The sequence below is a fragment of the Asaia astilbis JCM 15831 genome (assembly GCF_000613845.1).
Classification (GTDB): domain Bacteria; phylum Pseudomonadota; class Alphaproteobacteria; order Acetobacterales; family Acetobacteraceae; genus Asaia; species Asaia astilbis.
In genome coordinates this window covers 1-22,595 of the sequence record NZ_BAJT01000008.1, presented here as the reverse complement: position 1 = coordinate 22,595, position 22,595 = coordinate 1, and the positions used below count along the sequence as shown (strand labels likewise).

20 protein-coding genes and 2 pseudogenes are annotated in these 22,595 nt (G+C 58.5%); 13 read left to right on the top strand and 9 right to left on the bottom strand.

Annotation, left to right across the window (positions count from 1 at the left end; all coding sequences use genetic code 11):
* The first annotated feature begins 2 nt into the window (after positions 1–2).
* Genes JCM15831_RS07240 through JCM15831_RS07230 form a run of 3 tightly spaced genes read left to right on the top strand, consistent with a single transcriptional unit; the run spans position 3 to position 2,307 of the window.
* Complete coding sequence (locus JCM15831_RS07240) at positions 3–773, top strand: ABC transporter ATP-binding protein (protein ID WP_025823775.1); 771 nt, start codon at positions 3–5, stop codon at positions 771–773.
* On the top strand, positions 770–1,732 hold the full coding sequence (locus tag JCM15831_RS07235) for an MlaD family protein (RefSeq protein WP_025823773.1): 963 nt from the start codon (positions 770–772) through the stop codon (positions 1,730–1,732). Before JCM15831_RS07240 ends, JCM15831_RS07235 begins: the two co-directional genes overlap by 4 nt.
* The gene (locus tag JCM15831_RS07230; protein ID WP_025823772.1) at positions 1,729–2,307 is read left to right on the top strand and encodes a PqiC family protein; all 579 of its coding nucleotides are present in this window, start codon (positions 1,729–1,731) and stop codon (positions 2,305–2,307) included. Before JCM15831_RS07235 ends, JCM15831_RS07230 begins: the two co-directional genes overlap by 4 nt.
* Before the next feature lie 43 nt (positions 2,308–2,350).
* On the opposite strand, the gene JCM15831_RS23325 is transcribed toward JCM15831_RS07230, so the two are convergent.
* Entirely contained in the window at positions 2,351–2,605 is a 255-nt protein-coding gene (locus JCM15831_RS23325; protein WP_304488818.1) for a porin, read from the bottom strand.
* Positions 2,539–3,711 (bottom strand): OprO/OprP family phosphate-selective porin, encoded by a 1,173-nt coding sequence (locus tag JCM15831_RS17345; protein ID WP_051528372.1) that lies wholly within the window; start codon positions 3,709–3,711, stop codon positions 2,539–2,541. The genes JCM15831_RS23325 and JCM15831_RS17345 overlap by 67 nt, the downstream gene beginning before the upstream one ends.
* A gap of 257 nt (positions 3,712–3,968) precedes the next feature.
* On the opposite strand from JCM15831_RS17345, the gene JCM15831_RS17340 reads away from it, so the two are divergent.
* Positions 3,969–4,238, top strand: a complete 270-nt coding sequence (locus tag JCM15831_RS17340) for a hypothetical protein (RefSeq protein ID WP_156938783.1) — start codon at positions 3,969–3,971, stop codon at positions 4,236–4,238.
* A gap of 299 nt (positions 4,239–4,537) precedes the next feature.
* Here the strand turns inward: JCM15831_RS17340 and JCM15831_RS07215 are convergent, their stop codons facing one another.
* The 3 genes and pseudogenes from JCM15831_RS07215 to JCM15831_RS17335 form a co-directional block, all read right to left on the bottom strand.
* Complete coding sequence (locus JCM15831_RS07215) at positions 4,538–4,933, bottom strand: MAPEG family protein (RefSeq protein WP_025823771.1); 396 nt, start codon at positions 4,931–4,933, stop codon at positions 4,538–4,540.
* A 173-nt stretch (positions 4,934–5,106) separates the two neighbouring features.
* Entirely contained in the window at positions 5,107–6,063 is a 957-nt protein-coding gene (locus JCM15831_RS07210; RefSeq protein ID WP_025823770.1) for an SIS domain-containing protein, read from the bottom strand.
* Between the two features lie 89 nt (positions 6,064–6,152).
* Positions 6,153–7,330, bottom strand: a pseudogene (locus tag JCM15831_RS17335) (alpha-hydroxy acid oxidase).
* Positions 7,331–7,613: 283 nt separating this feature from the next.
* Between JCM15831_RS17335 and JCM15831_RS07200 the strand changes: the two are divergent.
* Positions 7,614–9,401 carry a thiamine pyrophosphate-requiring protein gene (locus JCM15831_RS07200; RefSeq protein WP_025823769.1) on the top strand — a complete coding sequence of 596 codons (1,788 nt, stop codon included), beginning with the start codon at positions 7,614–7,616 and terminating at the stop codon, positions 9,399–9,401.
* Positions 9,402–9,453: 52 nt separating this feature from the next.
* Here JCM15831_RS07200 and JCM15831_RS17330 read toward each other — a convergent pair whose 3' ends face one another.
* A complete protein-coding gene (locus tag JCM15831_RS17330) occupies positions 9,454–10,245 on the bottom strand; it encodes an SDR family NAD(P)-dependent oxidoreductase (RefSeq protein WP_456303429.1) in 792 nt (263 codons plus the stop codon).
* A gap of 544 nt (positions 10,246–10,789) precedes the next feature.
* On the opposite strand from JCM15831_RS17330, the gene JCM15831_RS07185 reads away from it, so the two are divergent.
* Both JCM15831_RS07185 and crcB read left to right on the top strand, forming a co-directional pair.
* The gene (locus JCM15831_RS07185; RefSeq protein ID WP_025823765.1) at positions 10,790–12,502 is read left to right on the top strand and encodes a glycoside hydrolase family 32 protein; all 1,713 of its coding nucleotides are present in this window, start codon (positions 10,790–10,792) and stop codon (positions 12,500–12,502) included.
* Between the two features lie 40 nt (positions 12,503–12,542).
* Positions 12,543–12,977, top strand: coding sequence for a fluoride efflux transporter CrcB (gene crcB, locus JCM15831_RS07180; protein ID WP_025823764.1), 435 nt, complete (start codon positions 12,543–12,545; stop codon positions 12,975–12,977).
* Between the two features lie 7 nt (positions 12,978–12,984).
* On the opposite strand, the pseudogene JCM15831_RS17325 reads toward crcB, so the two are convergent.
* A pseudogene (locus JCM15831_RS17325) lies at positions 12,985–14,441 on the bottom strand (aminotransferase class V-fold PLP-dependent enzyme).
* A 119-nt stretch (positions 14,442–14,560) separates the two neighbouring features.
* On the opposite strand from JCM15831_RS17325, the gene JCM15831_RS07170 reads away from it, so the two are divergent.
* The 4 genes from JCM15831_RS07170 (at position 14,561) to JCM15831_RS07155 (ending at position 17,771) form a co-directional block, all read left to right on the top strand.
* On the top strand, positions 14,561–15,010 hold the full coding sequence (locus JCM15831_RS07170; RefSeq protein ID WP_084490609.1) for an Lrp/AsnC family transcriptional regulator: 450 nt from the start codon (positions 14,561–14,563) through the stop codon (positions 15,008–15,010).
* Between the two features lie 180 nt (positions 15,011–15,190).
* Complete coding sequence (locus JCM15831_RS07165) at positions 15,191–15,949, top strand: malto-oligosyltrehalose synthase (protein ID WP_156938782.1); 759 nt, start codon at positions 15,191–15,193, stop codon at positions 15,947–15,949.
* Positions 15,950–15,951: 2 nt separating this feature from the next.
* Positions 15,952–17,430, top strand: a complete 1,479-nt coding sequence (locus JCM15831_RS07160; RefSeq protein WP_025823761.1) for a malto-oligosyltrehalose synthase — start codon at positions 15,952–15,954, stop codon at positions 17,428–17,430.
* A gap of 11 nt (positions 17,431–17,441) precedes the next feature.
* Positions 17,442–17,771, top strand: coding sequence for a hypothetical protein (locus JCM15831_RS07155; protein ID WP_156938781.1), 330 nt, complete (start codon positions 17,442–17,444; stop codon positions 17,769–17,771).
* 7 nt (positions 17,772–17,778) lie between these two features.
* On the opposite strand, the gene JCM15831_RS07150 is transcribed toward JCM15831_RS07155, so the two are convergent.
* Positions 17,779–18,015, bottom strand: coding sequence for a hypothetical protein (locus JCM15831_RS07150; RefSeq protein ID WP_025823758.1), 237 nt, complete (start codon positions 18,013–18,015; stop codon positions 17,779–17,781).
* A 398-nt stretch (positions 18,016–18,413) separates the two neighbouring features.
* Positions 18,414–19,817 carry an aminotransferase-like domain-containing protein gene (locus tag JCM15831_RS07140; protein ID WP_025823757.1) on the bottom strand — a complete coding sequence of 468 codons (1,404 nt, stop codon included), beginning with the start codon at positions 19,815–19,817 and terminating at the stop codon, positions 18,414–18,416.
* A gap of 268 nt (positions 19,818–20,085) precedes the next feature.
* On the opposite strand from JCM15831_RS07140, the gene JCM15831_RS07135 reads away from it, so the two are divergent.
* Positions 20,086–21,279 (top strand): acyl-CoA dehydrogenase family protein, encoded by a 1,194-nt coding sequence (locus JCM15831_RS07135; protein ID WP_025823755.1) that lies wholly within the window; start codon positions 20,086–20,088, stop codon positions 21,277–21,279.
* Between the two features lie 55 nt (positions 21,280–21,334).
* Positions 21,335–22,595 (top strand): NtaA/DmoA family FMN-dependent monooxygenase (locus JCM15831_RS07130; RefSeq protein ID WP_084490608.1); only part of this gene is annotated, 1,261 nt, incomplete at its 3' end.

The window sequence follows — 22,595 nt, the reverse complement described above, 5'->3', positions numbered from 1 at the left end:
TCATGACAGACGGTCCCATCATGAGCATGACGGACGTGACCCTGGCCTTCGGGCCCAAAGTGATTCAGTCCGACATCTCTCTTTCGGTAAAACGCGGCAGCATCTTTGCCGTCATGGGTGGATCGGGCTGCGGCAAATCGACATTGCTCAAGAGCATGATCGGGTTGCTCCGCCCCAGTCGGGGCAGCTTCCATGTCGGCAGAGACGATTACTGGGCGGGTACAGATGCCGAGCGTACCGAGATCAATCACCGCTTTGGCGTGCTGTTTCAGAGCGGCGCGTTGTGGAGCTCGATGACTGTCGGCGAGAATGTCGCGTTACCGCTGCAGATGTTCACAAAGCTCGATGCCCGCGCGATTCAGCGTCTGGTGGAACTCAAGCTCGCTCTTGTCGGGCTGAGTGACGCAATCAATCTCACGCCTTCGGAGATCAGCGGCGGGATGCGCAAACGTGCCGGACTGGCGCGGGCCCTTGCCCTCGACCCCGACATCCTGTTCTTCGACGAGCCTTCAGCAGGTCTCGATCCGATCACGTCAGCGCGTCTGGACGATTTGATCCTCAACCTGCGCGACGGTCTGGGAGCAACCATCGTCATTGTCAGCCATGAGCTTCCCAGCCTGTTTTCAATCGCTGATGACGGTATCTTTCTCGACGCCATCACCAAACGCCCCATCGCTCATGGCTCACCCCGCGCTTTGCGCGATCACAGTACCGACCCACAGGTTCGCGCCTTTATGAACAGACAACGCAACGAAGAAGGACAGGCATCATGAACAGACAGGCGCTTGTCGGTGCGTTCGTTCTGGGAGGGCTCGCGCTCCTGGTGAGTGCCTTCGTCTTTTTTGGCAATTTTCATCCCTTCACCCAGACCGAAAAAGCCGTCCTGATCTTTCGTGGCTCGACGAACGGCCTGTCTGTCGGAGCACCCGTCAATTTTCGTGGCGTGCAGGTTGGCGCGGTCGATCGCATTGCCATCGAATACGACCCGAAAGACCGGGAAGCCTATATCCCTGTCTATGTCACAGTGCGGCAGAACGATATTCTCGTTGCGGGCGAAAAGCATGGCCACGTCCCCGAACTGGGTGAACTGGTTGCGCATGGGCTTCGTGGGGAAATCAATCTCAAGAGCTTCGTCACCGGGACCTCACAGATCGATCTCGATATGTCCCCCGGCTCCCCCGCGATGCTTCACCCGACGCTGACCGACCGGCTGGAAATCCCGACACGACAATCGTCCATCCAGGCCATGACGAATACGCTCACCCATCTGCCTTTGCGCCAGATCAGCGACAACGCCGCGGAGACCCTGGCTGTCGTCCGCCATTTATCCGAGACGCTCGATCAGCGACTGCCCATGCTGGCAGATAGTCTGCAACAGACGTCGGATCACAGCCGTGCCGCCATCGACGCTGCTCATGAGATGATCACCGCGCTTCAGCCTCAGCTTCTGCACACGTTGCAAAGCATCGATCAGCTCGCCATCACCGGGACGAACCAGCTTTCGACACGCGGAGAAGAGCTCCGCTCGCTGCTGCTGACCAGCCGCGAGACCATGGCGAGTGCCAACAAGACGATGGTCAACCTGCAAGGCATGACGTCATCACGCTCGATCGATCGGGCCAATCTCGATGCCAGCTTGCGCGATATCGCCGCAGCCGCCGCGGCCATGCGCGGTTTTGCCAATGACATCGAACGCAATCCGCAACTTCTGCTGACAGGACGCCGCCAATGAGAACGCGCCCGCTCTTTTCTGCGCTCGCTCTGGGAATACCTCTGGGACTGCTCTCAGCCTGTGCCTCCGCCCCTGTGCGCTTTTATACTCTCGCTCCGTCAGCGACCGAGATCACGGCATCTCAGCAGGATGCGCCAGTCACCTATGTGCCGCGCCTGTCGTTGCCGGATTATCTCGACACTCAGGATATTCTTACCCGCGATGGCAGTGCCCTGACACGCAGCAGCAATAGTCGATGGGCCAGCCGCCTGTCGCAATCAGCGACAGACCTCATTGTGGCGCGGCTGTCGCAAGACAATCCCCACCGCATGATCACAGGCTATCTGCCTCTGGACACACCAGCCTCGCGACTGAGCGTCACGATCGAGCGCATGGATCTGACACAGCAGGGAGAGGCGGCCCTTGTCGCCTCATGGACCGACTTGCCACGCGAGGAATCCCACCCTGCACGTCAGGGGCGCACCCAGATCAGCGTGAAGGGCAGCGTGACCGATGACGCAGCCAAGACAGCCCTGCTGCAAAAACTTTTTGAGCAGCTAGCTGACCGGATCTCCCCTACCCTCGCCACAGACTAGGCCAAGAGGCAGCGACACAAACCCGGCTGCGTAATTCCTCGCCCTAGAACGCAGCCTGAATACGGCTGCCAAGCGCGTTCACCGATCGACCTTTCGAATTGACGCTGCCGACAGTTTGAGAGCGGGTGGCGTTGATGTGGCTATATTCCAGCTGCATGCGGAAGTGACGGTTGATGTACCAGTTCAGACCGCCAGACCACACCGTCTGGACGCCACCCCGTACACCGCCGGTCACAGTGGCTGATGTGTCCTTGATGATGTTGCTGTTGAAATCCATGACGCTCCAGCGTCCGACGATTTCAAGCGCACCCCACTGATTATTCCAGAAATCGAAATTCTCTTTCGGCGCCGGCGCTGAAAAGCGGCGTCCTTGGGGCTATACCGACGAGCCTGACCAAACAGCGTGTAGCTACCGGCAACGTAATAGCCATCGAAGCCCAGATTGGGGGCCGGGCCCGTGCTGCGCGCATCATCGTTCCGGTCGACCCCGATATGATAATATTCCGCCTGAAGCAGCGCCTTGTCGTAACGCAGCGCAAGTTCCGGCCCGACAGCCCAGACCTTGCCTATATTCAACAGCGTCCCGCTGGACACCAGTCGCTCATTGGTCAGACGCGTCTCTGGACGATCAGAGAGCGAGAGCACCCGGCCCTGCGAGGTTTGGTTACGCTTGAACGACATTGTGGACGAGACGCCGACATGCAGATCGACATCTTTGGTTGCAACCGGTCGCCCGGCCACACGGATCAACCCGCCCAGCTGACTATCCGATACCGTCGGATTGTTGGTGCGATCACCATAGGTCTGCCCCGTCAGATAGGCACCCAGATACCAACGATTCTGATGCGTTCGACCACCGAGACTCAGCCTCGTATCCCCTGCCGCGATCTGACGCACGACTTCGGAGATCGAGGCACGCTCCATGAGAATGAAACCGTTCGACGATTCAGAATCCTGCATGGTCACGCGAGGCTGGTAATACCCAACGGTGAACTGTGAATTATGGATACCGCTATAGACGATATTGGCTTCATAGAGTCCGGCCGTCCCATCGACCGTACTTCCCCATTCCGGGGTCAGGTTCGCCAATAGATTGCCGTAGCGCCAGGTCAGCGGCAGGCGAAGACGGCGGGCATTTTCGTTCATTTTCGGAAAACGGCCCGTTTGTCCCTCGGCACTGCCCCCGGAGGAGGGAAATCCGCCGATATCGAGATGCATGACGAGGCCGACTGAAAAAGCGTAGAGCCCATCACTCGATGCGATGGTTGGGCGCCCTGCCGGAAAGCCGATCCTGATACCCCCGACATCGACAGTTTCTGCCGTCCGTGTCGCCCTTTTGAAATCCGCAAAGGAGAGGTTGAGACCGTGATCGGGGGGCGGGATTGACTGCGTGTCGTAGCCCACCTGTGGGTTCGATGGCTTGCCCTCATGCGACGGCGATGCCGAGGCGAGCTGGACCGGTGCAGAGGAAGACGGCTCTGACGGTGTTCGAGGCGATGCCTTTCCCTGGTCAGAAACACGCCCCGTGTCCGGCCTAGTCGACGCACTGGCAAGCTCAGTCTTGGGAGAGCCGGAATACTGCCCTCCCTTGCGGGAGGCGTTTTCGATCCCGCTCGCAACGCCGAAATATCCTGAGACTGTGTGGCAGATCGACGAGAGGCGTGTCCATTTCGAGCTGGTTCAGTCCCGGTCGGATGCGCCTGTGCCAGCTCGAACTTGCGACGCATCGCGCGTTCCTTGCCGAGCTCACGCTTCAGATCGGTGATCTGACCCTGCATCTGCGCGCGCATTTCCAGCATCTCGCGCCTCAATGCCGCAATATCATCCGACTGGCCTGCTGCAAGAGCGGAAACAGGAATCGTGACGCTGCAGAGCAGCATCAAGGTCGTAAGCTGGCGCACGCGCATTGGTTCGATAAATCTCTGAACTGAACGGACTGCGGGCAGCTATAAACGACCTGTTAAATCAATCACATAACGTTTTATGACAAAAGCTTCTGCTCTTGATCGAACAGAGACCATTATCCAAAGAACACCGCTCAACCATGCCCGATATCATCACAGTATTTTGGTCGGACAATGAAAAACAGTTCTGGGTGACGCCGTGCACGCGCAAAACCGGTCCCGTTGAGGCGGTGACGGGAGCAGAGAGCCACGAAAGCTGAGCACTATCGCGGCGTCCCTTTTCAGACGGCGTTTCAGAGAGAAAGTGAAAAGACCAATTCAGCCTCTCACGCAGCAACGAGAGCCCAGGTCGTGAGGAGGAGCCCAATAAGAGAGATCATGAAGACGACAGAGCGAATGACAGGAATACCCGCGGCATAAAGCGGGAGATAGATAACGCGGGCAGCGAGATAGATGCTGCTGCCCCATTCTGTCTTCCATCCCTGATGCCCAGCCACGAGCGCGCCCAGAAGAGCCGCAACAAAGAGGGGAAGTGTCTCGAAAAGATTGGTCTGCGCCCGGGCCAGTCGCGCCGGAAATGGCTTGAGCTCTGGCATCTGGCCGTCACGCGCACCGACATTCCAGCCCTTTCCATATTGCTGCGTCTTGGCAGCTCCGGCCCACAGGATATTAAAGAGCGCGAGAAGAACGAGGCCCGCAAGGACGTAGAATTCGATCGTCATGATACATTTCTCCAAGGGCCGAGTTTCTGCAGGATCCAGAAGCCCTCGTGAGCAACGCAAACCCACGCAAAGAGCTCCCTTTCAGACAGGCATATCTTGCGATGACACAGCTTTTATGACGAGCTGACGGCGATATCCTGCCCAGCGTAAGGACCAATACGCGTCCTCACTGCTCAATGACTGAACGTGACGACCTTCGCCAGATGACGGGGAGTCTGCGTATCGATCCCCTTGGCGCGAGCCACATGCTCTCCCAGAAGCTGAAGCACCGGCAGACAGATCAGCGGACCGGCTCCTACCTCTCCCTCTACGGCGAGGGAAACCGTCCCGGGGCCACCGAGCCCAAGGACGACAGCGCCTTTATCCATGAGTTCCTGAGAAAGCTGTGCCTCTTCTTCACGTGTATCCGGATGGTAAAGCATGACCACGAAGGAGTGCTCGTCGATGATGCTGACCGGCCCGTGGCGATATTCGAGCGGATGATGGGCCTCGCTCTGACACAGGCTCATCTCCTTCATTTTCAGAGCCCCTTCGCGTGCAACCCCGTGAAATGCGCCGCCGCCCAGAAAAACGAAGTGAGACTGTCCGCGGTAAAGGGCAACAAGCGCCGTCTCCGCAGCGTCAAGCAGGATTTCCGCCGCCGTGATGCTGGCAGGACCGATCTCAACGCCCGCGTAACGCAACCCCGCCATGAGCATGAGACTGGCTGACGCTGTAAGGATGATTCCTTCCTCAGGATGAGTCTCTGCCGCAATCACTTCGGAGACGAGGCGCGTCAGCGTGCTCCCCGGAGAGCAGGTGATTGCCAGCACTTCCTGATCCGAGTGCCGGCGAAGCACAGAGGCAGCGACCGTTTCGGAAGATTCTCCGCTGCGTGAGAGGGCAATAAGCCGCGTCTTCATGTCTGACGGCACATAGGAGCTCGAGCGCCTCGTCCATTCGTTCCCGGGCACGGCCCGTGCCGCGAACCCGGCTTCATTCAGGGCACAGGCGATACTTTCACCGACATGCATCGATGTCCCACATCCAATGACGACATGCATCTCGCCTGTACGGGGCGAGATGCGGGGACTGGATAAAGCCCTCCAGAAAGAGAACTGTTCCCGGATTCCGCGTTCGGTTGCGTTCATCAGCCATCCTTTCGTTCAGAGGTCAGCAGCATGACGCTGCCGCAGGACATGAGACGGATGTCTCACATCGAACAGATCTGATCAGAACATCATTCCGCAAGATCCGGAGCGCGCAGATCTTTGAGGAAAGAAAGATCGAGTTCATTGAGATCCGTCACGCCCAGCAACCCCAGATCGCGACCGATTTCCGTCTTGAGAATAGCGACGGCTCTGTCGAGCCCGGCTCTTCCTGCAAGGGCACAGGCTTGCAGAAAAGGACGGCCCAGCATCACCGCGTCAGCGCCCAATGCAATGGCCTTGAGCACGTCACCGCCACAACGGAACCCGCTATCGATCATGACACTCATCGCGCCCGAGCTTTGCTTGATCTCCTTCAATGTCTCAAGCGGTGTGACAGAAGACTCAAGCAGGCGTGCGCCATGATCGGAGACGACAATACCGTCCACACCGATGCGCGCCGCTTCAGCCGCATCTTCAGGACGCAAAATGCCCTTCAGGACCAGCTTGCCCTTCCACCGCGCGCGGATATGACGGATATGGTCCCAGGTGAAATGAGGAGATCCTCCAACTGAGGCGATCTCACTGGAAAACAGGCCCGGCCCTCCCTTTGGCCGAATATTCACGATCTTTGGATTGCGGTCGCGCAAAACGGTGCGTCCCAACGTGCCCAGAGTCCAACCAGGGTGACGTATGGCCCCCATGATCGAGCGCAAGTTGGGACGAATGGGCATGGAATATCCGGCACGCGTCTCCGCAAGACGCTGCGCAGGAACCGGCACATCGCATGTTATCAGAAACACCGGATATCCAGCCTTCTGGACGCGATCAATCATGCCGTCGATCACGTCGAGATCGCTCGGCAAATAGGCTGCAAACCAGGTGCGGGGATTGATCCTGATAACGTCTTCGAGCGGCGTCAGTGAATTGGCCGAGAGAGCGTAAAACAGATTATGACGGCGGGCAGCAGCCGCTTCGAGGCGGTCGGCATCGAAACGGGCCATGGCTGCGCCACCCGTTGGCGCAAACCCAAAGGTTGGTCATATTCCTCGCCGAACAGCGTCACCTTCGTCCTGATGGGAGACACGTCACGCAACCGGTAAGGCCGCCAGAGAAAGCGCTCGAAGATCGTCCGGTTCCGACGCAGACTGAACTCGTTACCCGCACCGTTGCGGATATATTCGAAGACCGCCTTGGGCAGATAACGCCTAACGGCAGTTTCGAAATCGGTCAGTTGATAAACGTCGTGCAGACGCCGCTTGGCCGTCATGGACATCAGGAAGCTCCACGTAAGAATTGTGCAAGGCACTTGCCATCGCGATCAGAACGGCCTTCCGATGGCTTTGCCTGCTCCCGATTAAGTCACGTTAAGGTGAAGCTGCACACGCGGCCCGGTCAGAGCTTCGAGCGCAGACAGAGCCTAGCTGAAGCGCCAGTGCTCATGCCACTTCATGGACAAAAGATAATTTTACCGCCGCTGGAATCGAACATTCCCGGCCGGTGAGGCGTTTCCGCATCAGATCGTCACACATCGGAGCATTGACGCCATGTCCATGAATGTCAGCGAGTTCATGTGGAAACGCCTTCAGGAATGGGGTCTGAAACGGGCCTATGGCTATCCCGGAGACGGCGCGGGCGGGATCGATGTGGCGCTTCAACGCGAGATCGATGCGGGACGTCTCGAATATGTGCAGGTCCGTCATGAAGAAATGGCGGCGTTCATGGCGTCTGCCCATGCTAAATTCACTGGTCAGGTCGGTCTGTGTTTCGCCACATCGGGACCGGGTGCCATTCATCTCCTGAACGGGCTTTACGACGCCAAGCTGGATCATGTTGGCGTGGTTGCCATCATGGGTCAGCAGGCGCGGAGCAGTATCGGCGCAAATTATCAGCAGGAAGTCGATTTACAGTCGCTCTGCAAGGATGTCGGTTCGGAGTATATCGTCACCGTCTCCGAACCCTCGCAAATACGGCATGCCATCGATCGTGCGGTTCGGATTGCACGCGACAAGCGCGCACCAACCATTGTGATCGTGCCCAACGACCTGCAACTTCTTCCCTATAAGGACGGGCCTGTGGCCCACGGCTATACCCATACCGGTATCGGCGAGACGCTCATCAGCAAGATACCCGAAAAAGACGGTCTGCAAGCCGCCGCTGATATCCTGAACTCGGGCAAGAAAATCGCTATCCTCGCCGGAGCTGGCGCTCTCGAAGCTACTGACGACCTGATTGAACTTGCCGATCTGCTTGGCGCTGGCATTGCCAAAGCCCTTCTTGGCAAGGCTGCCGTGCCTGACGATCTGCCTTTCGTCACAGGTTCGCTCGGTCTGCTGGGCACCAAGCCATCCTGGGACCTGATGAAGGGCTGCGACACGTTTCTGATGGTCGGTTCGGCTTTTCCCTATAGCGAATTCCTGCCCGAACCGGGCCAGGCGCGCGGCATACAGATCGATATCGATCCGGCCAGTCTGTCCCTTCGATACCCGATGGAGCTGTGCCTGCAAGGGGATAGCGCGGCGACCCTGCGCGCCCTCATTCCGCTGATCGAACGCAAAAGCGATCGCAGCTGGCAGCAGAAAATCGAGAAGGAAGTCGCGGCCTGGTGGAAAGTGCTGGAAGCACGCGCCATGACAGACGCCAACCCGGTCAACCCACAACGCGTTTTCTGGGAGCTCTCCTCCCGCCTGCCTGACAACGCGATCATCACCGCCGATTCAGGCTCGGTCGCCAACTGGTTTGCCCGTGATCTGAAAATCCGTCGCGGTATGAAAGCGTCGCTTTCGGGCGGTCTGGCCTCGCTCGGTGCGGGAACACCTTATGCTGTTGCTGCCAAGATGGCGTTTCCCGAACGCACGGTCATTGCCTGCATGGGCGATGGCGCGATGCAGATGAACGGGCTGAACGTCATGATCACGATCTCCAAATACTGGAAGCAATGGGAAAACCCCAGGCTGATCGTGCTTGTCCTGAATAATCAGGATCTGAATCAGGTGACATGGGAAGAGCGCGTGCAGCTGGGCAAGGGCAAAACAACGGCAACCCAATCCATCCCTGATTTTCCGTATCACAAATATGCTGAGTTGCTCGATCTGAAAGGTATTCTGGTCGACCAACCCGATCAGGTTGCCGGAGCGTGGGACGAAGCCCTTAGCGCGGATCGTCCGGTCATTCTGGAAGCGCGCACCGATCCCGATGTGCCGCCCCTGCCGCCTCATATCACCCTACAACAGGCGAAGGCTTTTCTCTCTTCCCTGCCGACCGAACCAGAGTTGCTGAACGTCATTCGTGGTTCAGCGAAGGAGATGCTGGCAAGTTTTCTACCGGGCAAAAAATTATGAGCAGTACCGAAACGGACTGACGCTCTCGATCGAGAGCTTCAGCCGCCCGGTTTTAGAAACCTCGACTGCGTCGTTTAGAGAGCCGTGTAACCACCATCGACGAAGATCTCCTGTCCATTGACCATGCCGGAGGCAGGAGAAGCGAGATAAAGCACCAGATCGACAACCTCTTCGGGCGTCGCGACGCGCCCGGCAGGGATTTTTTCGACAAAGCGCTTGAGCTTGTCTCCCTCGCTCCAGACGCGTTCGCCCATCGGAGTCCAGACAATCGTGGGGCAGACGGCATTGGCCTGAATATTATGGGGCCCCATTCCGCGGTCATGACTTTGGTCAGCCCATTGAGCCCTGCTTTGGAGGCCAGATAGGCCCCATGTTCGGTCAATGCCACTGAGCTTGTCATGGAACTGATATTGATAATTTTGCCGCCACCGGCTGCCATCATGCCCGGCGCGAGCGCACGCGCCATGAGCCAGGGAGCACGCAAATTGAGATTAAGGATTGCGTCCCATTCCTCGACAGTTTGATCGACCAGCAATTTCGGGATGGTCATCCCCGCATTATTGACGAGGATGGTCGGCGATCCAACTTCACTCTGGATCCGTTCTTTCACCCGGTCAGCGGCCGCAGCATCCAGAAGATCGGCGGCAATGGGCAGACAGCGTCGACCGTTCTTCGTCACGATGGCCTGCGTTTCGGTCAACAAGGACTCATCTCGCGCGACAGCCACGATATCGGCACCCGCCTGACTCAGGACCTCACAGAGTGTCACACCGAGCCCGCGCGACGCACCAGTGACAACCGCGCATTTGCCGACAAGAGAAAAGCGTTCCGGGAGAGCCGTCATGGAAGATGTCAGTCCTTTTCTTTAAAATCCTCGGGAATTGTCAGGCGTATTACTCGCCCTGACGCTCTAGTCGTGCATCTCATCCAGAAAATTTTCTCTTTCAATCCAGAAAAAGCCTGATCACTCCTCCTGAATTATAACAAAATCCTTGATAACATAACGTTTTATGAGTCCAGCTTAACAATATTGAGAGATCTTCTTATCGGTGGACACGGCTATGAGATGCGTCGTGCCGCATAAGCGGCCCCTTCCTGCACCTCACGTCTCATCAACGGACTATTCGTCTCATTGCCTTAGAGCTCATGGCAGCGGGACGGCCGCCCGGCCATCCCAGTTTGACGGATCGACCCGACTTTATCGCTTGAGTTGAACCTTGCCCTATCGATGCGGGTTTAGACCCCCAGGAATAATCCGACCTGTGCGAAAGCCTTCATCAGGCTCCCTCGTCACATACTCAGGTTGGGTTAACTGTTGAGATTCGTCATACCTGCCTCTGACAATGCGGTTCTCGCATCAATCGTCAGAGACAAAGAGGAAGCGCCCCATGGCAGAGAAACCAAGTGCCGTCCCAGGTCTAAGCCGACGCAAGGCGCTTGCCTCGTTCATCGTCACAGGCGGTGGCATCGCGAGCCTGGCGGCCGCCCGTGCATCCGAGCCCGGCCCTGTGGTGGCGCCGCGTGCTCCAGAGCCGGACCGTAAAGCCGAGCCGAATGCCTCCCACCCCTCCCCTGCCGATCAGCCGGGTGCCACAGCCCATGCGGTTATCCGCACGCGTGCCGATGCGTTTTATCGCCCGATCCTTCACTACACGCCCGAACATGGCTTCATGAACGACCCTTGCGGACTCGTTTATGACGGTAAAACCTTCCACCTTTATTATCAGTACGACCCCTTCGCGCCTTACGCAGGTCATGTGCATTGGGGGCACGCGACAAGCCAGGATCTGCTCACATGGGAAGACCAGCCCATCGCCATCAACGAGACGACGGAAGGCGAGGTCTATACCGGGTGCGCCGTCATGGATGGTCGAAACAGCTCAGGGCTGTTCCCCTCCGACAAAGGCGGACTTGCTGCGCTTTACACACGTGCCACGCCCAAGAAGCAGACCCAGCATCTTGCGATCAGCAATGACGGCGGCAAAAGCTTCAAGGATGTCGCGCATAATCCAGTGCTGGATATCAGCAGCAATTCTTTCCGCGATCCGAAGGTCATTTTCCACGAACCAACCGGGCAATGGGTCATGGTCGTGGCCAAGGCGCGCCTGCACAAGATCGCCTTTTATGCCTCGATCGATCTGCAACGCTGGACCCATCTCAGCGATTTCGGCCCCTCAGGAATTTTCGGTGTCGATTATGAGTGCCCCAATCTGATCGAGATTCCCGTCGAAGGCGGCGGGTCACGCTGGGTCCTCTTCATCTCAGTCAATCCCGGCAGCCCGACGGGCGGCAGCACGACGCAATATTTTGTCGGCAGTTTCGATGGCAGCCGTTTTACGCCGGACGACACTGTGATCGGCCTGATCGATTTTGCCAAAGATGCGTACGCGTTGCAGTGCTTCGAGAACATGCCGGGCAAGGAAGCCGTCGCCATCTCCTGGCTTAGCAACTGGCAATATTGTCAGGAGCTGCCCACTCAAAGCTGGCGCGGCTGCATGACGCTGCCACGAAACATGACCTTGCGTCATGACGCTGCGGGCTGGCTGCGTCTTGCACAGGCACCGAGAGGGCTCGAAACCCTGCGCGAGGCCCCCATTGCGTTCACCTGTCCAAAACTGGCGGCCGGGGCCAGTGCCACTGTCCAGCTGCCGATGGGCACAGCTTTTGAGCTCGCCCTGAGCGTCACCGTCGATCAGATGAACCCGGACCTTCCTTTGGGCGACAAGGGGCGTACGGGGCGTTTTGTAATCGTGTTCGGCAATGATCAGGGTGAGAGTCTCACGATCGGGTTCGATGCCTTTAGCGGTCAGCTCTGGATTGATCGGGGTGATCTGAACGGCTTCAAGCAGCCCTTCTTCACCGGTCAATTCTCCACGGTGCTCAACCCGGAAGACCGGCATTTCGATCTCAGGCTCGTTCTCGATGCCTGCACGCTCGAAGTATTTGCCAATAACGGCCTGTCGGTCGGGACAGCACTGATCTTCCCCGCCAACCCGCTCACCTTCCTCAAGCTCGAGGCGACCGGAGCCGGTGCCACGATCGAGACACTGGCGCTTTATCGCCTCAAGAAGGTTATGCCGCGCGAAACCGCCTTGCTATAAGTCCGGACTATCTCTGAACCGGCTGGAGTGCCCTCTTTCGATGTCTTTTGCTACCTGTCTTGTCGTCATGCTCGGCGGCGCCCTGGGCACTCTGGCGCGCTATCTCGTGACTGTCGCGACCGCGCCTTACAGCCGCACCATGCCGTGGGGCACGATCCTGGCCATCAACACGCTGGGATCTTTCGTCATCGGGTTCTTCGGCACGCTGACCCTTGCTCACGGGCGCTTTCCGGTTTCGGAGAATACACGCCTGTTCGTGATGGTCGGCATCTGCGGCGGGTACACCACCTTCTCGTCCTTCAGCCTGCAAACGCTCGATCTGCTTCGGGCGGATGCGTGGGGACGGGCGGCGCTGAATATCGCGCTCTCGGCTCTTCTTTGCCTTGGCGCTGTCTCGCTCGGCCATCAGGCGGCATCGAAACTCAATGCAGGCGCCTTTCAGATCGCGCAGAACGAGACAGAAGAGGACGCCTAACGACGCCTCAGGCCGAGAGAGCCTCGAAGCGCGCCGTCTGTTCATCGCAACGGTAGAAATCGGCCATCGGGTAAGGCTGACGCGCAAGGTCGAGACGGCGTCGATCACCCGTCCGACTTTTTCGTCATCCATGAGAACGCTGAAATTGAGCCGCGTCCATCCCGGCTTTTCGATCTCATTGCCTGAGAGGATCGCCTGACGCATCAGGGCCGAAGCGGGCGCGTCGATCGAGAGCAGACGATGGGCGTAAGGCCCTGCGCACGCACATCCGCCACGCGCCTGAATGCCATAGCAATCGGAAAGCAGACGGGTGAAGAGCTGCTGGTGCAGATAGCCGCCGCGCTGGCGATCGCGAATACGCATGGAAAATATCGGCAAAGCCGGACTCTTGCCGGACGCACCGATCAGGTCGATTTCAGGCACGTCCCGCCACGCAGAAAGCGCACGCTGACGCAGCGTTGCATGGCGCTGATCCATGAAGTCCTGCCCGATCGCCTCTTTAACCAGAAAAACCAGCGCCGCCCGTATATCGCCAACGACATTGGGTGTGCCGGCTTCTTCACGATCACTCAGACGATCAGAATAATCATGTCCCCAGGGCGAGACAAAGCGCACGGTACCGCCGCCCGGCTGGCTGGGTCGGGTAATGGCGACCGCGGCGTCGCGCACGATCATCACACCCGATGCTCCGGGACCACCCAGAAACTTGTGCGACGAGATCACAACAGCGTCTTTCTGCTCTGGTGTGCCAGCTGCCATTTCGATGGCGAGATAGGGACCGCCCCCGGCATAATCCCATACCGAGCGCGCCCCATGGGCATTGAGCAGGCGGGAAACTGCATCGACATCACTCAGAATGCCGGTGACGTTGGACGCAGCCGAGAACGCCCCGACGACCAGTCGGCCCGGCTCGACCTCGTTCAGCACGCGCTCCAGCATCGCGAGATCGGGTCCGCCTTCTGGCCCCTCGTCGATCTCGATGATTTCTGCACCGCTCTCGCGCCAGGGCAGAATGTTGGAATGATGTTCATACGGCCCGATGACGACAAGCGGTGTCTGACCGTCTTCAACCGCCTTCGTAACGCCCATGAGGCTGACCAGCCTGTTGATCCCGGCTGTCGCCCCTGACCCTGTGAAAACAACGCTGTACCCAGCCGGAGCCTGACAAAGCCTTGCGATCTGCGCGCGTGCTGACGCACGCAGTCGCGTCATCATCCGTCCGCAAAAAGAAGCCTGAGTATGGCTATTGGCGTAATAGGGCAGAACCTGAGTGAGCATGAAGCTCTCGATCTGCTGTAGAGCCCGCCCTGACGCGACATAATCGGCGTAGAGCAGAGGGTGATCGCCAAAGGGCCCGGATACGGGCACGCCCTCCCCGATGACCCCCTTACGAAGCGCCTCGATCCCCCCGGGTCCGCCCAGAGTACGGGCAAAATCGGCCAGACAGGTATCAGGATCGATCATCGTATGCGTCTCCTCGTGATGCTGACATCAGGATAGAGCGATCAATCTGGGAAAACTTCTCCTATTTCCTGCACAAAATGTGCTATCGTTCTATCATGTGATCTGTTTTTATGAATTTTATGGATCATATCGATAAAGCCATTCTCCGTGCTCTGCAAAACGATGCCTCGCTTTCGCAGCGCGAGCTGGCAGACAAGGTCGGGCTCTCCCAGAACGCCTGCTGGAGACGCCTGACGATCCTCCGGGCCAATGGTGTCATTCTTGGCGAAACGCTGCGCCTCTCGCACGAGGCTGTGGGGTTGGGCGTGACCGTCTTTGTGATGGTGCGTACGCGCTTTCACTCCCATGACTGGCTGAGCCAGTTCCGTGAGGCCGTGCTCTCGATTCCGCACATTGTCGATTTTCACCGCCTGGCGGGCGATTACGACTACATGCTCAAGATTGTCGCCAAGGACATGAATGCCTTCGATGGCATTTATCAGACTCTGATCAGCAAGGTCGAACTCGACACCGTGACCTCCTATCTCTCGATGGAAGCCATCGCGAATAACAGGGACATGCCGGTCTGATCCGGGCGGCTTCGACACAAGCAGCACAAGCCCTTACGTCCCTCGATCCACGTAAAACTCCTTCGATCACAATGCAGGCAGGATCATGAAAACGGACCGACCTTGCTATGGCCCTGAAGCACGCTGCGCTCTAGAAAAAACTCCCTCTGGCAGTCCTGCCGCCGGTCTGGAGTTTTGCGCATGAATCCCCTCCCCCTGTCAGCCACGCTTCGCTTGCAGTTTCACCGCGGCTTCACTCTGGATCAGGCAATTCCTTATATTCCTCACCTGAGGAAGCTGGGCATCAGCCATGTCATCGCGTCCTCCCTTCTGCCATCTGCTTCCGACTCTCACAAAAGCCGAGGCATCGTCGATTTCACCCATATCGATCCTGATCTCGGCGGTTTGGACGGGCTGCGTCGTTTTGTGCACGCCCTCAGACAAGAGAGAATGGGGCTGATCCTCACTGTCGCGCCTGACGCCATGAACATCAGTCCCGGAAATGGCTGGTGGAGGAACGTTTTGCGGCAGGGAAAACGCAGTGCCTATGCCCAATATTTCGATATCGTCTGGAGCGCCGCCACGCCGGGCCAGTCCGAGAAGGTCCTCCTGCCCGTTCTCACAAGCCCGCTTGATGCCGCCATCCGTTGTGGCGCCCTCAAGCTCGGTCTCGACGAGACCGGTCATGTAGAAATTCGCTATGGCGACCAACGTTACCCCGTTTCATCTGAGAGCGAAGAGGCGCTTTGGGGAGAGCTGAATTGCCCCTCCCCTCCGCAGACCGATTCAAATTGTGAGTCATCTGCGACAGACCGTGCCTCGATTGCTCCTGACGTAACGCTTCTGGACCCCGGAACAACGGAGGGACGGTCACATCTCGAGACCTTTCTCGCTGCACAGCATTATCAGCTCATCGAAGGCGACTGGACCATTCCGGTGCGTCTGCTCTGGTCACCCTGAAGATGGACCGTCGTCCGGTCTTTGACGATGTGCATGGTTTTATCTTCGAGCTTTATCGCGAGGGACTGATCGACGGGACGCAGGTCGACAGGATCGATCGCCTGACACGGCCTGCTGAATATTGCACCCGTATGCGGGCCAAACTCGACTCTCTGCGACGCGAGCGGCCTTCCCACCTTCAAAGTCAGGCGCCTCTCTTCATTGAGAAGTCTCTCGCGCAGGACGAGATTCTGCCGCTCGAATGGCCAGTTACAGGCACGACGGGGCATGACTTTCTGGAGCAGGTCAGCCTTGTGCTGCACCATCCGGACGGTGAGGCGCCAGTTTCGGCCCTTTGGTCTAGCCTCGGACAGGCTACGTTTGGGGAAATCGAGCGTGCCACGCGACTGGAGGCGCTCGATACGCGGTTCGCTAAGGAATTTGAGACTCTCAGGACTTTGCTCGCATCCGACTTCAAATCGAATGGGAGGGCGGCCGATCGCGATCTCGATCCGGCGCTGCGTGCCATTCTGGCCGTGTTTCCGGTGACGCGCAGCTATTTTGCCGATGGTGGCGATTCAGGTGCCGATTTCCGTGCCATCGACCGGGCCCACCTTGCCGCCCAGCCTCTTTTGAGGGGTGACCAACTCGCCGCCATGGGCCGTATCTGTCAGTATCTGGCCGACGCACGCATCGACACGCCCGAGCGACAGAATATTTTGGAACGCTTCGAGAGCCTGACCACGCAGCTCGCCGAAGAAGCGGAAACGGCCCTCGCGCGGTACAGCCGCCTTCTGTCGCATAACGGGACTGGAGGTCACCCCGGTCGCTTCTCGGCAGGGATTGCTGATTTTCACAAGTCGAATGAAGCGCGTCAGGCCACCCATCCGCAGGCGCTTCTCCGCATCGCTACGCCGGATACGGAGTGGGGGGAGACCGAGCGGGGCCGCCTCATGGTGCTCAGCGAGCCCGAAGCGGAATGGCCTCTCAAGGCACAGCAATGGCTAGAGCAGACAAGAACGTTCCTGACGATCACATCGCACGGGCCTTCACCTGTTTCGGCTGATGCGTATCGCATTTTCCAAAGCCTGATTGCTTCCTGGTCGCTCGAGGAGAGCGGTAGGACCGGCTACGCTGAACGCTTCAACAGGTCTCTTCTCAGCGCATTGCGCGATGCTGATCAGCACACGAACTGGGCCAGTCCGGACGAAAGCTATGAGGCGGCCTGTCTCGGCTTTGCCGGAAAATTCATCACGGGCCCGCTCCAGAGCGATCTTTCTGCCTATGTCACGCGCCTCGACAACGCTGCGGCGTTGAACAGCCTGGCACAGGCGCTCTTGTGGATGACCAGCCAGGTGCCCCGGATCTCTCTCAACAAGACGCAAGGAGGATTTTCGACCCAGCCGCTCAGCACTCAACGAAGGGCGAGCACTCTGAAGCACGGCAATCCATTCTGGAGAGCATTGGTGACTGGAAATCAGGGCGCGGCAGACAGGCGCTGATTGAGCGCGTGTTGACGTTCCGTCTGTCCAACCCCGAATTGTTCGACGCCGGGCGTTATGTTCCCTGCAAGACTCAAGGCCCTCTTGCAGAGCATGTGGTGGCCTTCGAGCGGAGGAGCCTCAACGGCTCCTGTCTGATCGTCGCGCCCCGTTTGACGCTGAGCCTGGCACCAGACGATGCCCTCATCACAACCCATTTGGGATGGACGGAAACGACGCTCTCCGCTTTTGGATCGTGGAAGAGCCTCGTCCATAAAAACATCTCGGTCGAAGGAAGCCCGTTCTCACTCGCTCATCTGAACGGGACGATCCCGTTCGATATCCTGATCCGAACGGGCTGAGCTTCTTTCAGGAGACGCTCATATTGTAGACAGCGTACATTGCCCAGAACAGGGTGCCCCCAAGAGCCCAGTAATTCGTGTGAAAATGGTCATCCAGATCGATCGACGTTCCGGCGACTGCCCAGGCCAGACAGACATGGAACATCAGGACGCCCACAACCATTGCGATCATGCGATAACGCAAACGTCGCTGTGCCGCTTGTTCCTGCGCTGCCGAAGACAGGCTGGCGAGTTCTGCGTTCATTCTGACTCTCCGTTAGAGAAGCATCAGCGGCCTCGCGAAAAGCCGCTTCGCCCCTATCAAAAATACAGTGCCGCCCAATCGCTCGCGAAGCCAGATAACAGACCTCTCATCGAGCCATGGAAGGACTATGAGCCTTTTATGGTAAGTCTTGATCGAAACTGCAAGAAATTGTCTGGGATAAATAACCATACAATGAGTTCATAATCAGAAGATCGCCCAGAAATTGAGATATTATGCCATACAATTTATTTATTCAGACCATACAATAAGGGTTCCCCCCTCTAATCCCTTGTTCTGGCTTCGATTTCTCCTCTCGTTTTCGTGAATGATATCCTCATGCGTTTCTCGCTGACGTGCCGAGCTTTAACCGCTCCTGCAGAGGCGCGATGCTTCCGCCTTCAGACAATGTCGGAAAATCCCTCTGCCGGTCTGTAATCGAGCACAGAGCGCAGATTGATAAGTGAGTCCTTCAGCTCCGTCACATCGGGGGCACTCCCCAATGCCATTCTGATCGCCGCTGGAGGGTCGCCGCTGACAGCGAAGACTGAGCTCGGTACGAGAGCCAGACCCTGTTTGCGGGCGAAAGCCACAAAATCGGCGCTGCTCCACCATTCGGGCAAAGACAGCCAGACATGGGGGCTGGGAGTGCTGTCCGGCACTCTTGCGCCCATGATCTGGCGCAAGACGAGATGGCGCTGCGTCAATTCCTCCCGAATATCCCGCAGACATTGCTGCGCAAGACCCGTATCGATCCAGCGTGACACCAACGCGTCGAGAATGCCTGCCTTGGCCAGACAGATCGCCCGTATCCCCGACGTAATCCGCCGGGTCATTTCTGCTCCGGGCAGCACGATATAGGCCGTGCGCAAGCCGGGGCTCAGCACCTTTGACAGGGTCGCGACGTAAATCACCCGTGTCGGGTCCAGCATGGCGAGTGTGGGCGGCGGTGTTTTAAGCAACAGACTATAAGGATCGTCCTCAACCACCTGGATCTGATGGCGACGCGCGATGGCCAGAATGGCCTCGCGTCGCGCGACAGACCAGGTCGCTGTGGTCGGGTTCTGCAGGGTCGGCGTGCAGTACAGCACTCTCGGGCGATGTCGGGCACAAATCTCGTCCAGCGCTTCGGGGATCATTCCCTCCTGATCCTGATCCACGCCGAGCAGAACATATCCAAACTGTGCGGCGATCGCGCGCATGCCGGGATAAGTGAGCTGATCGGTCACAATCGCCTCGCCCGGCCGCACCAGAGAACTCATGATCGCAGACAGCGCCACCTGAGCTCCGGGCACGATCAGCACCTCGCTCGCGCGTCTTCTGCCCAGAACCGGCATGAGCCATTGCAGACCAAGAAGACGATCCTGCTGCGTCCCGCCGGTCACGCGGTAAGACATGAGCGATTGCGCGTCCTGCTGACGAAAGATGGAGGCGATCTCGCCCTGGATCATTTCCTGCAGGCCGGGATCGCGCGGCATGGGAGGGGAATTCATCGTCAGGTCGATGACGCTCGCGCTGGTCTGACGCCAGGATCCCTCACCGGCATTGAGCTTGACGAAGGTACCGCGCCCAATCGTTGCGTCGAGCAGACCACGCTTCTGCGCTTCGGCAATCGCTCGGGTCACGGTGCTCAGATTTGTCCCCAGCCGGGCGGCAATCACCCGTTGCGGGGGAAGCTTCTCGCCTTCCTGCACCTCTCCCTTGCGGATGGAATGAGCAATGGCCTCGACAATTGCGAGATAAAGCGCGCCGGTATCGCGACTGATCGCGGCTTTCCACCCTTCGAGATATGCCTCGCCCGCCATATCGCTTCCCTCTTCCCGTCGCAGAATGCTCCGCTCCTTCTAGACCTGCTCAGCAAAGCCGGAAACTGCCTAACCCAACAGCACGGTCGGGAGACGCCGAGAGCAGTTGGGACGCATGACCGTATTAAACTATAATTTTTCGTTGTTATTTATAATCAACGACATTCTTTGTTGACACATCAGCGCAATGGTTCTGTTATAAAAAAATAACAACAGTCGGACGATGTGAAATCGTCTTGTGTCCATAATCTTCATGGAAATTAGACTCATGGATTTCACAGAATCGTTTAGCATAATTGCGCGTGACGCCGCGCTTCGCGACCGCGAGAGACGCCTTCCTCATGAGGCTGTTTCGGGTCTCGCCAGAGCCGGGTTCGGCCGGTTACGGCTCGATCAAAAATCCGGGGGGCTCGGGCTCGGTCTTACGGAAGCCTTCCGCCTGCTACGCAATCTGGCCAGCGCAGACTCGAATATCCCGCAGATTTTCCGGGCTCATTTTGCTTTCGTCGAAACGCTGCGCGCGCGACTGCCGGAGGCCGCTCGCTGGGAAAAGCTCATCCGCGAGGGCTCGGTATTTGGTGCCGCCATGGCGGAACGTGCCAATGAAACGAGCGTCACCACCGAAGTGACACAAGGCGCTCAAGGACTCGTCCTAAACGGGCGGAAATATTATTCCACCGGGACGCTCTATGCTGACTGGATCATCGTCTGGGCAATTTTCGGGAGCGACCGGGTTCGGGTTCTCGTTCCCGCCACTGCGCCGGGTGTCACACGGCTGGACGATTGGGATGGTTTCGGCCAACGCCTGACCGGAAGCGGCACGACACTCTTCGAGCAGGTCGCCCTCTCACCCGAACAGATCGTGGAGCGTGCACCCGGAGATACCCCGCCGAGCCAGCCTTTCCTCGGGGCCTATTACCAGCAATTCCATAACACGACCCTGGCCGGGATTGCCCAAGCCGTGCTGCAGGATGCGCTGAGCTTCGTCCGTCCGCGTGAGCGAGTCTTCGGCGTCCCGGGGAAAGTCAGCCAGAGACACGATCCGATTGTTCAGACCGTCGTCGGACGTCTGTCGTCCCTCGCCTATTCCACAGCGGTTCTGGCCGATCAGGGGGCAAGAGCGCTCGAGACCATTGAGCCGCTCTTCCTCTCAGGAGCGCATGACGACGACGCCATCGAAAGCGCGCAGGAGGAGATCTTCAAGGCGCAGCAGATCATTACCCAACAGACACTCGAAGCCGCAACGACGCTCTTCGAAGTCGGAGGCGCCTCCGCCACCTCGGAATCACTGGATCTCGACCGCCATTGGCGCAATGCCCGCACGCTCGCCTCGCATAATCCCGCCGCCCAGCGTCAGCGCGAACTTGGCGATGTCGCGCTGAACGGTACCCGTCTGTGGACGCCGTATCGCGATGGACTGCGCCGCCTGGCCGAGGCCCGCCACACGGACCAAGCCGCATGACCCTCTCCTCGCGCCCGACAGCCGCAAAAAAACACTCCACGTGAACCTCTTCGAGATGGCCTGTGTGAGCCATATCGTGCACGGCATGTGGCGCGAGGAAGGCAATACCCGCCATCGTTTCGGTGAAATGGGCTTCTGGCTGGATCTGGCCCGACGGGCCGAAGATGCCGGGATCGACGCTATTTTTCTGGCCGACGTGATCGGGATCTATGACCGTTTCGGTGGCCTCGACGCGTCACTGCGTCTGGGTCTGCAAATACCCAATCTCGATCCTCTTTCGCTGATCCCGGCGATGGCCGCCGTGACCGAGACGCTCGGTTTTGCGGCGACTTTTTCGACCACCTACGAGCCTCCCTTCGCTTTTGCGCGCCGGATGAGCACGCTCGACCTGCTGACAAACGGGCGCGTGGGGTGGAATGTCGTCACCTCCTATCTGCCCAACGCGGCCCGTAATTTCGGCCTCGATGGCGAGCTCGAACATGACAGCCGCTATGACCGCGCCGATGAATATCTCGACGTGCTCTACAAGCTTTGGGAAGGGAGCTGGCACGAAGACGCCATCATTCAGGACCGAGACTCAGACCGCTTCACCGATCCGGCCCGGGTGCGGCACATCAACCATGAGGGGACGCATTTCCGCGTCGAAGGGCCGCATCTCGTTCAGCCCACCCCCCAACGCACACCCGTCCTGTTTCAGGCGACCGGCTCCGCGCGCGGATTGCAGACGGCGGCCCGCCATGCCGAAGCGGTTTTCATCGGCGGGCGCACGCAGGAAGAAGTCCGGTCTCACATAGCGCGGACACGAGACGCAGCGGCAGCGCATGGTCGTGATCCTGCCGAGCTGAAATTCTACGTCATGGCCGGATTGATTGTGGGACGAACCGAGGAAGAAGCTCAGGCCAAACTCGCCCGGTATCGCGCTTATTACAGTGTCGAAGGCGCGCTCGTTCATGCTCAGTCGGAGCTCGATCTGAGACAATTCGACCCCTCGATCACGATCGGTCAGGCTCTGGAACAAAGCGGGCGCAGCCTCGGCAATATGGGCCGTCGCTTCGGCACGGAGCAGACCGTGGGCGCCGCGCTGGAACAGATTGCAAGCTTTGATGAAGGACGGTTCTTTGCCGTTGGCACGCCTGAACAAATTGTCGATGCGCTCGAGACCTGGCTCGATGAAGACGGGATCGATGGCATCAATCTGCGTCAGTATCACAGCTCGGAAACGCTCGATGATTACGCAACGCTGATTGCCCCCGAGTTGCGACGCAGAGGACGGCTTCCGGCCCCTGCCAAGCCCGGCGAAACGCTGCGCCACCGCC

Bases quoted from the DNA above. Each gene is read 5' to 3' on its own strand.
- JCM15831_RS07240 (WP_025823775.1), top strand. From the start codon at position 3: ATGACAGACGGTCCCATCATGAGCATGACGGACGTGACCCTGGCCTTC.
- JCM15831_RS07235 (WP_025823773.1), top strand. From the start codon at position 770: ATGAACAGACAGGCGCTTGTCGGTGCGTTCGTTCTGGGAGGGCTCGCG.
- JCM15831_RS07230 (WP_025823772.1), top strand. From the start codon at position 1,729: ATGAGAACGCGCCCGCTCTTTTCTGCGCTCGCTCTGGGAATACCTCTG.
- JCM15831_RS07215 (WP_025823771.1), bottom strand. From the start codon at position 4,933: ATGACGATCGAATTCTACGTCCTTGCGGGCCTCGTTCTTCTCGCGCTC.
- JCM15831_RS07210 (WP_025823770.1), bottom strand. From the start codon at position 6,063: ATGAACGCAACCGAACGCGGAATCCGGGAACAGTTCTCTTTCTGGAGG.
- JCM15831_RS07200 (WP_025823769.1), top strand. From the start codon at position 7,614: ATGAATGTCAGCGAGTTCATGTGGAAACGCCTTCAGGAATGGGGTCTG.
- JCM15831_RS17330 (WP_456303429.1), bottom strand. From the start codon at position 10,245: ATGACGGCTCTCCCGGAACGCTTTTCTCTTGTCGGCAAATGCGCGGTT.
- JCM15831_RS07185 (WP_025823765.1), top strand. From the start codon at position 10,790: ATGGCAGAGAAACCAAGTGCCGTCCCAGGTCTAAGCCGACGCAAGGCG.
- crcB (WP_025823764.1), top strand. From the start codon at position 12,543: ATGTCTTTTGCTACCTGTCTTGTCGTCATGCTCGGCGGCGCCCTGGGC.
- JCM15831_RS07170 (WP_084490609.1), top strand. From the start codon at position 14,561: ATGGATCATATCGATAAAGCCATTCTCCGTGCTCTGCAAAACGATGCC.
- JCM15831_RS07165 (WP_156938782.1), top strand. From the start codon at position 15,191: ATGAATCCCCTCCCCCTGTCAGCCACGCTTCGCTTGCAGTTTCACCGC.
- JCM15831_RS07160 (WP_025823761.1), top strand. From the start codon at position 15,952: ATGGACCGTCGTCCGGTCTTTGACGATGTGCATGGTTTTATCTTCGAG.
- JCM15831_RS07150 (WP_025823758.1), bottom strand. From the start codon at position 18,015: ATGAACGCAGAACTCGCCAGCCTGTCTTCGGCAGCGCAGGAACAAGCG.
- JCM15831_RS07140 (WP_025823757.1), bottom strand. From the start codon at position 19,817: ATGGCGGGCGAGGCATATCTCGAAGGGTGGAAAGCCGCGATCAGTCGC.
- JCM15831_RS07135 (WP_025823755.1), top strand. From the start codon at position 20,086: ATGGATTTCACAGAATCGTTTAGCATAATTGCGCGTGACGCCGCGCTT.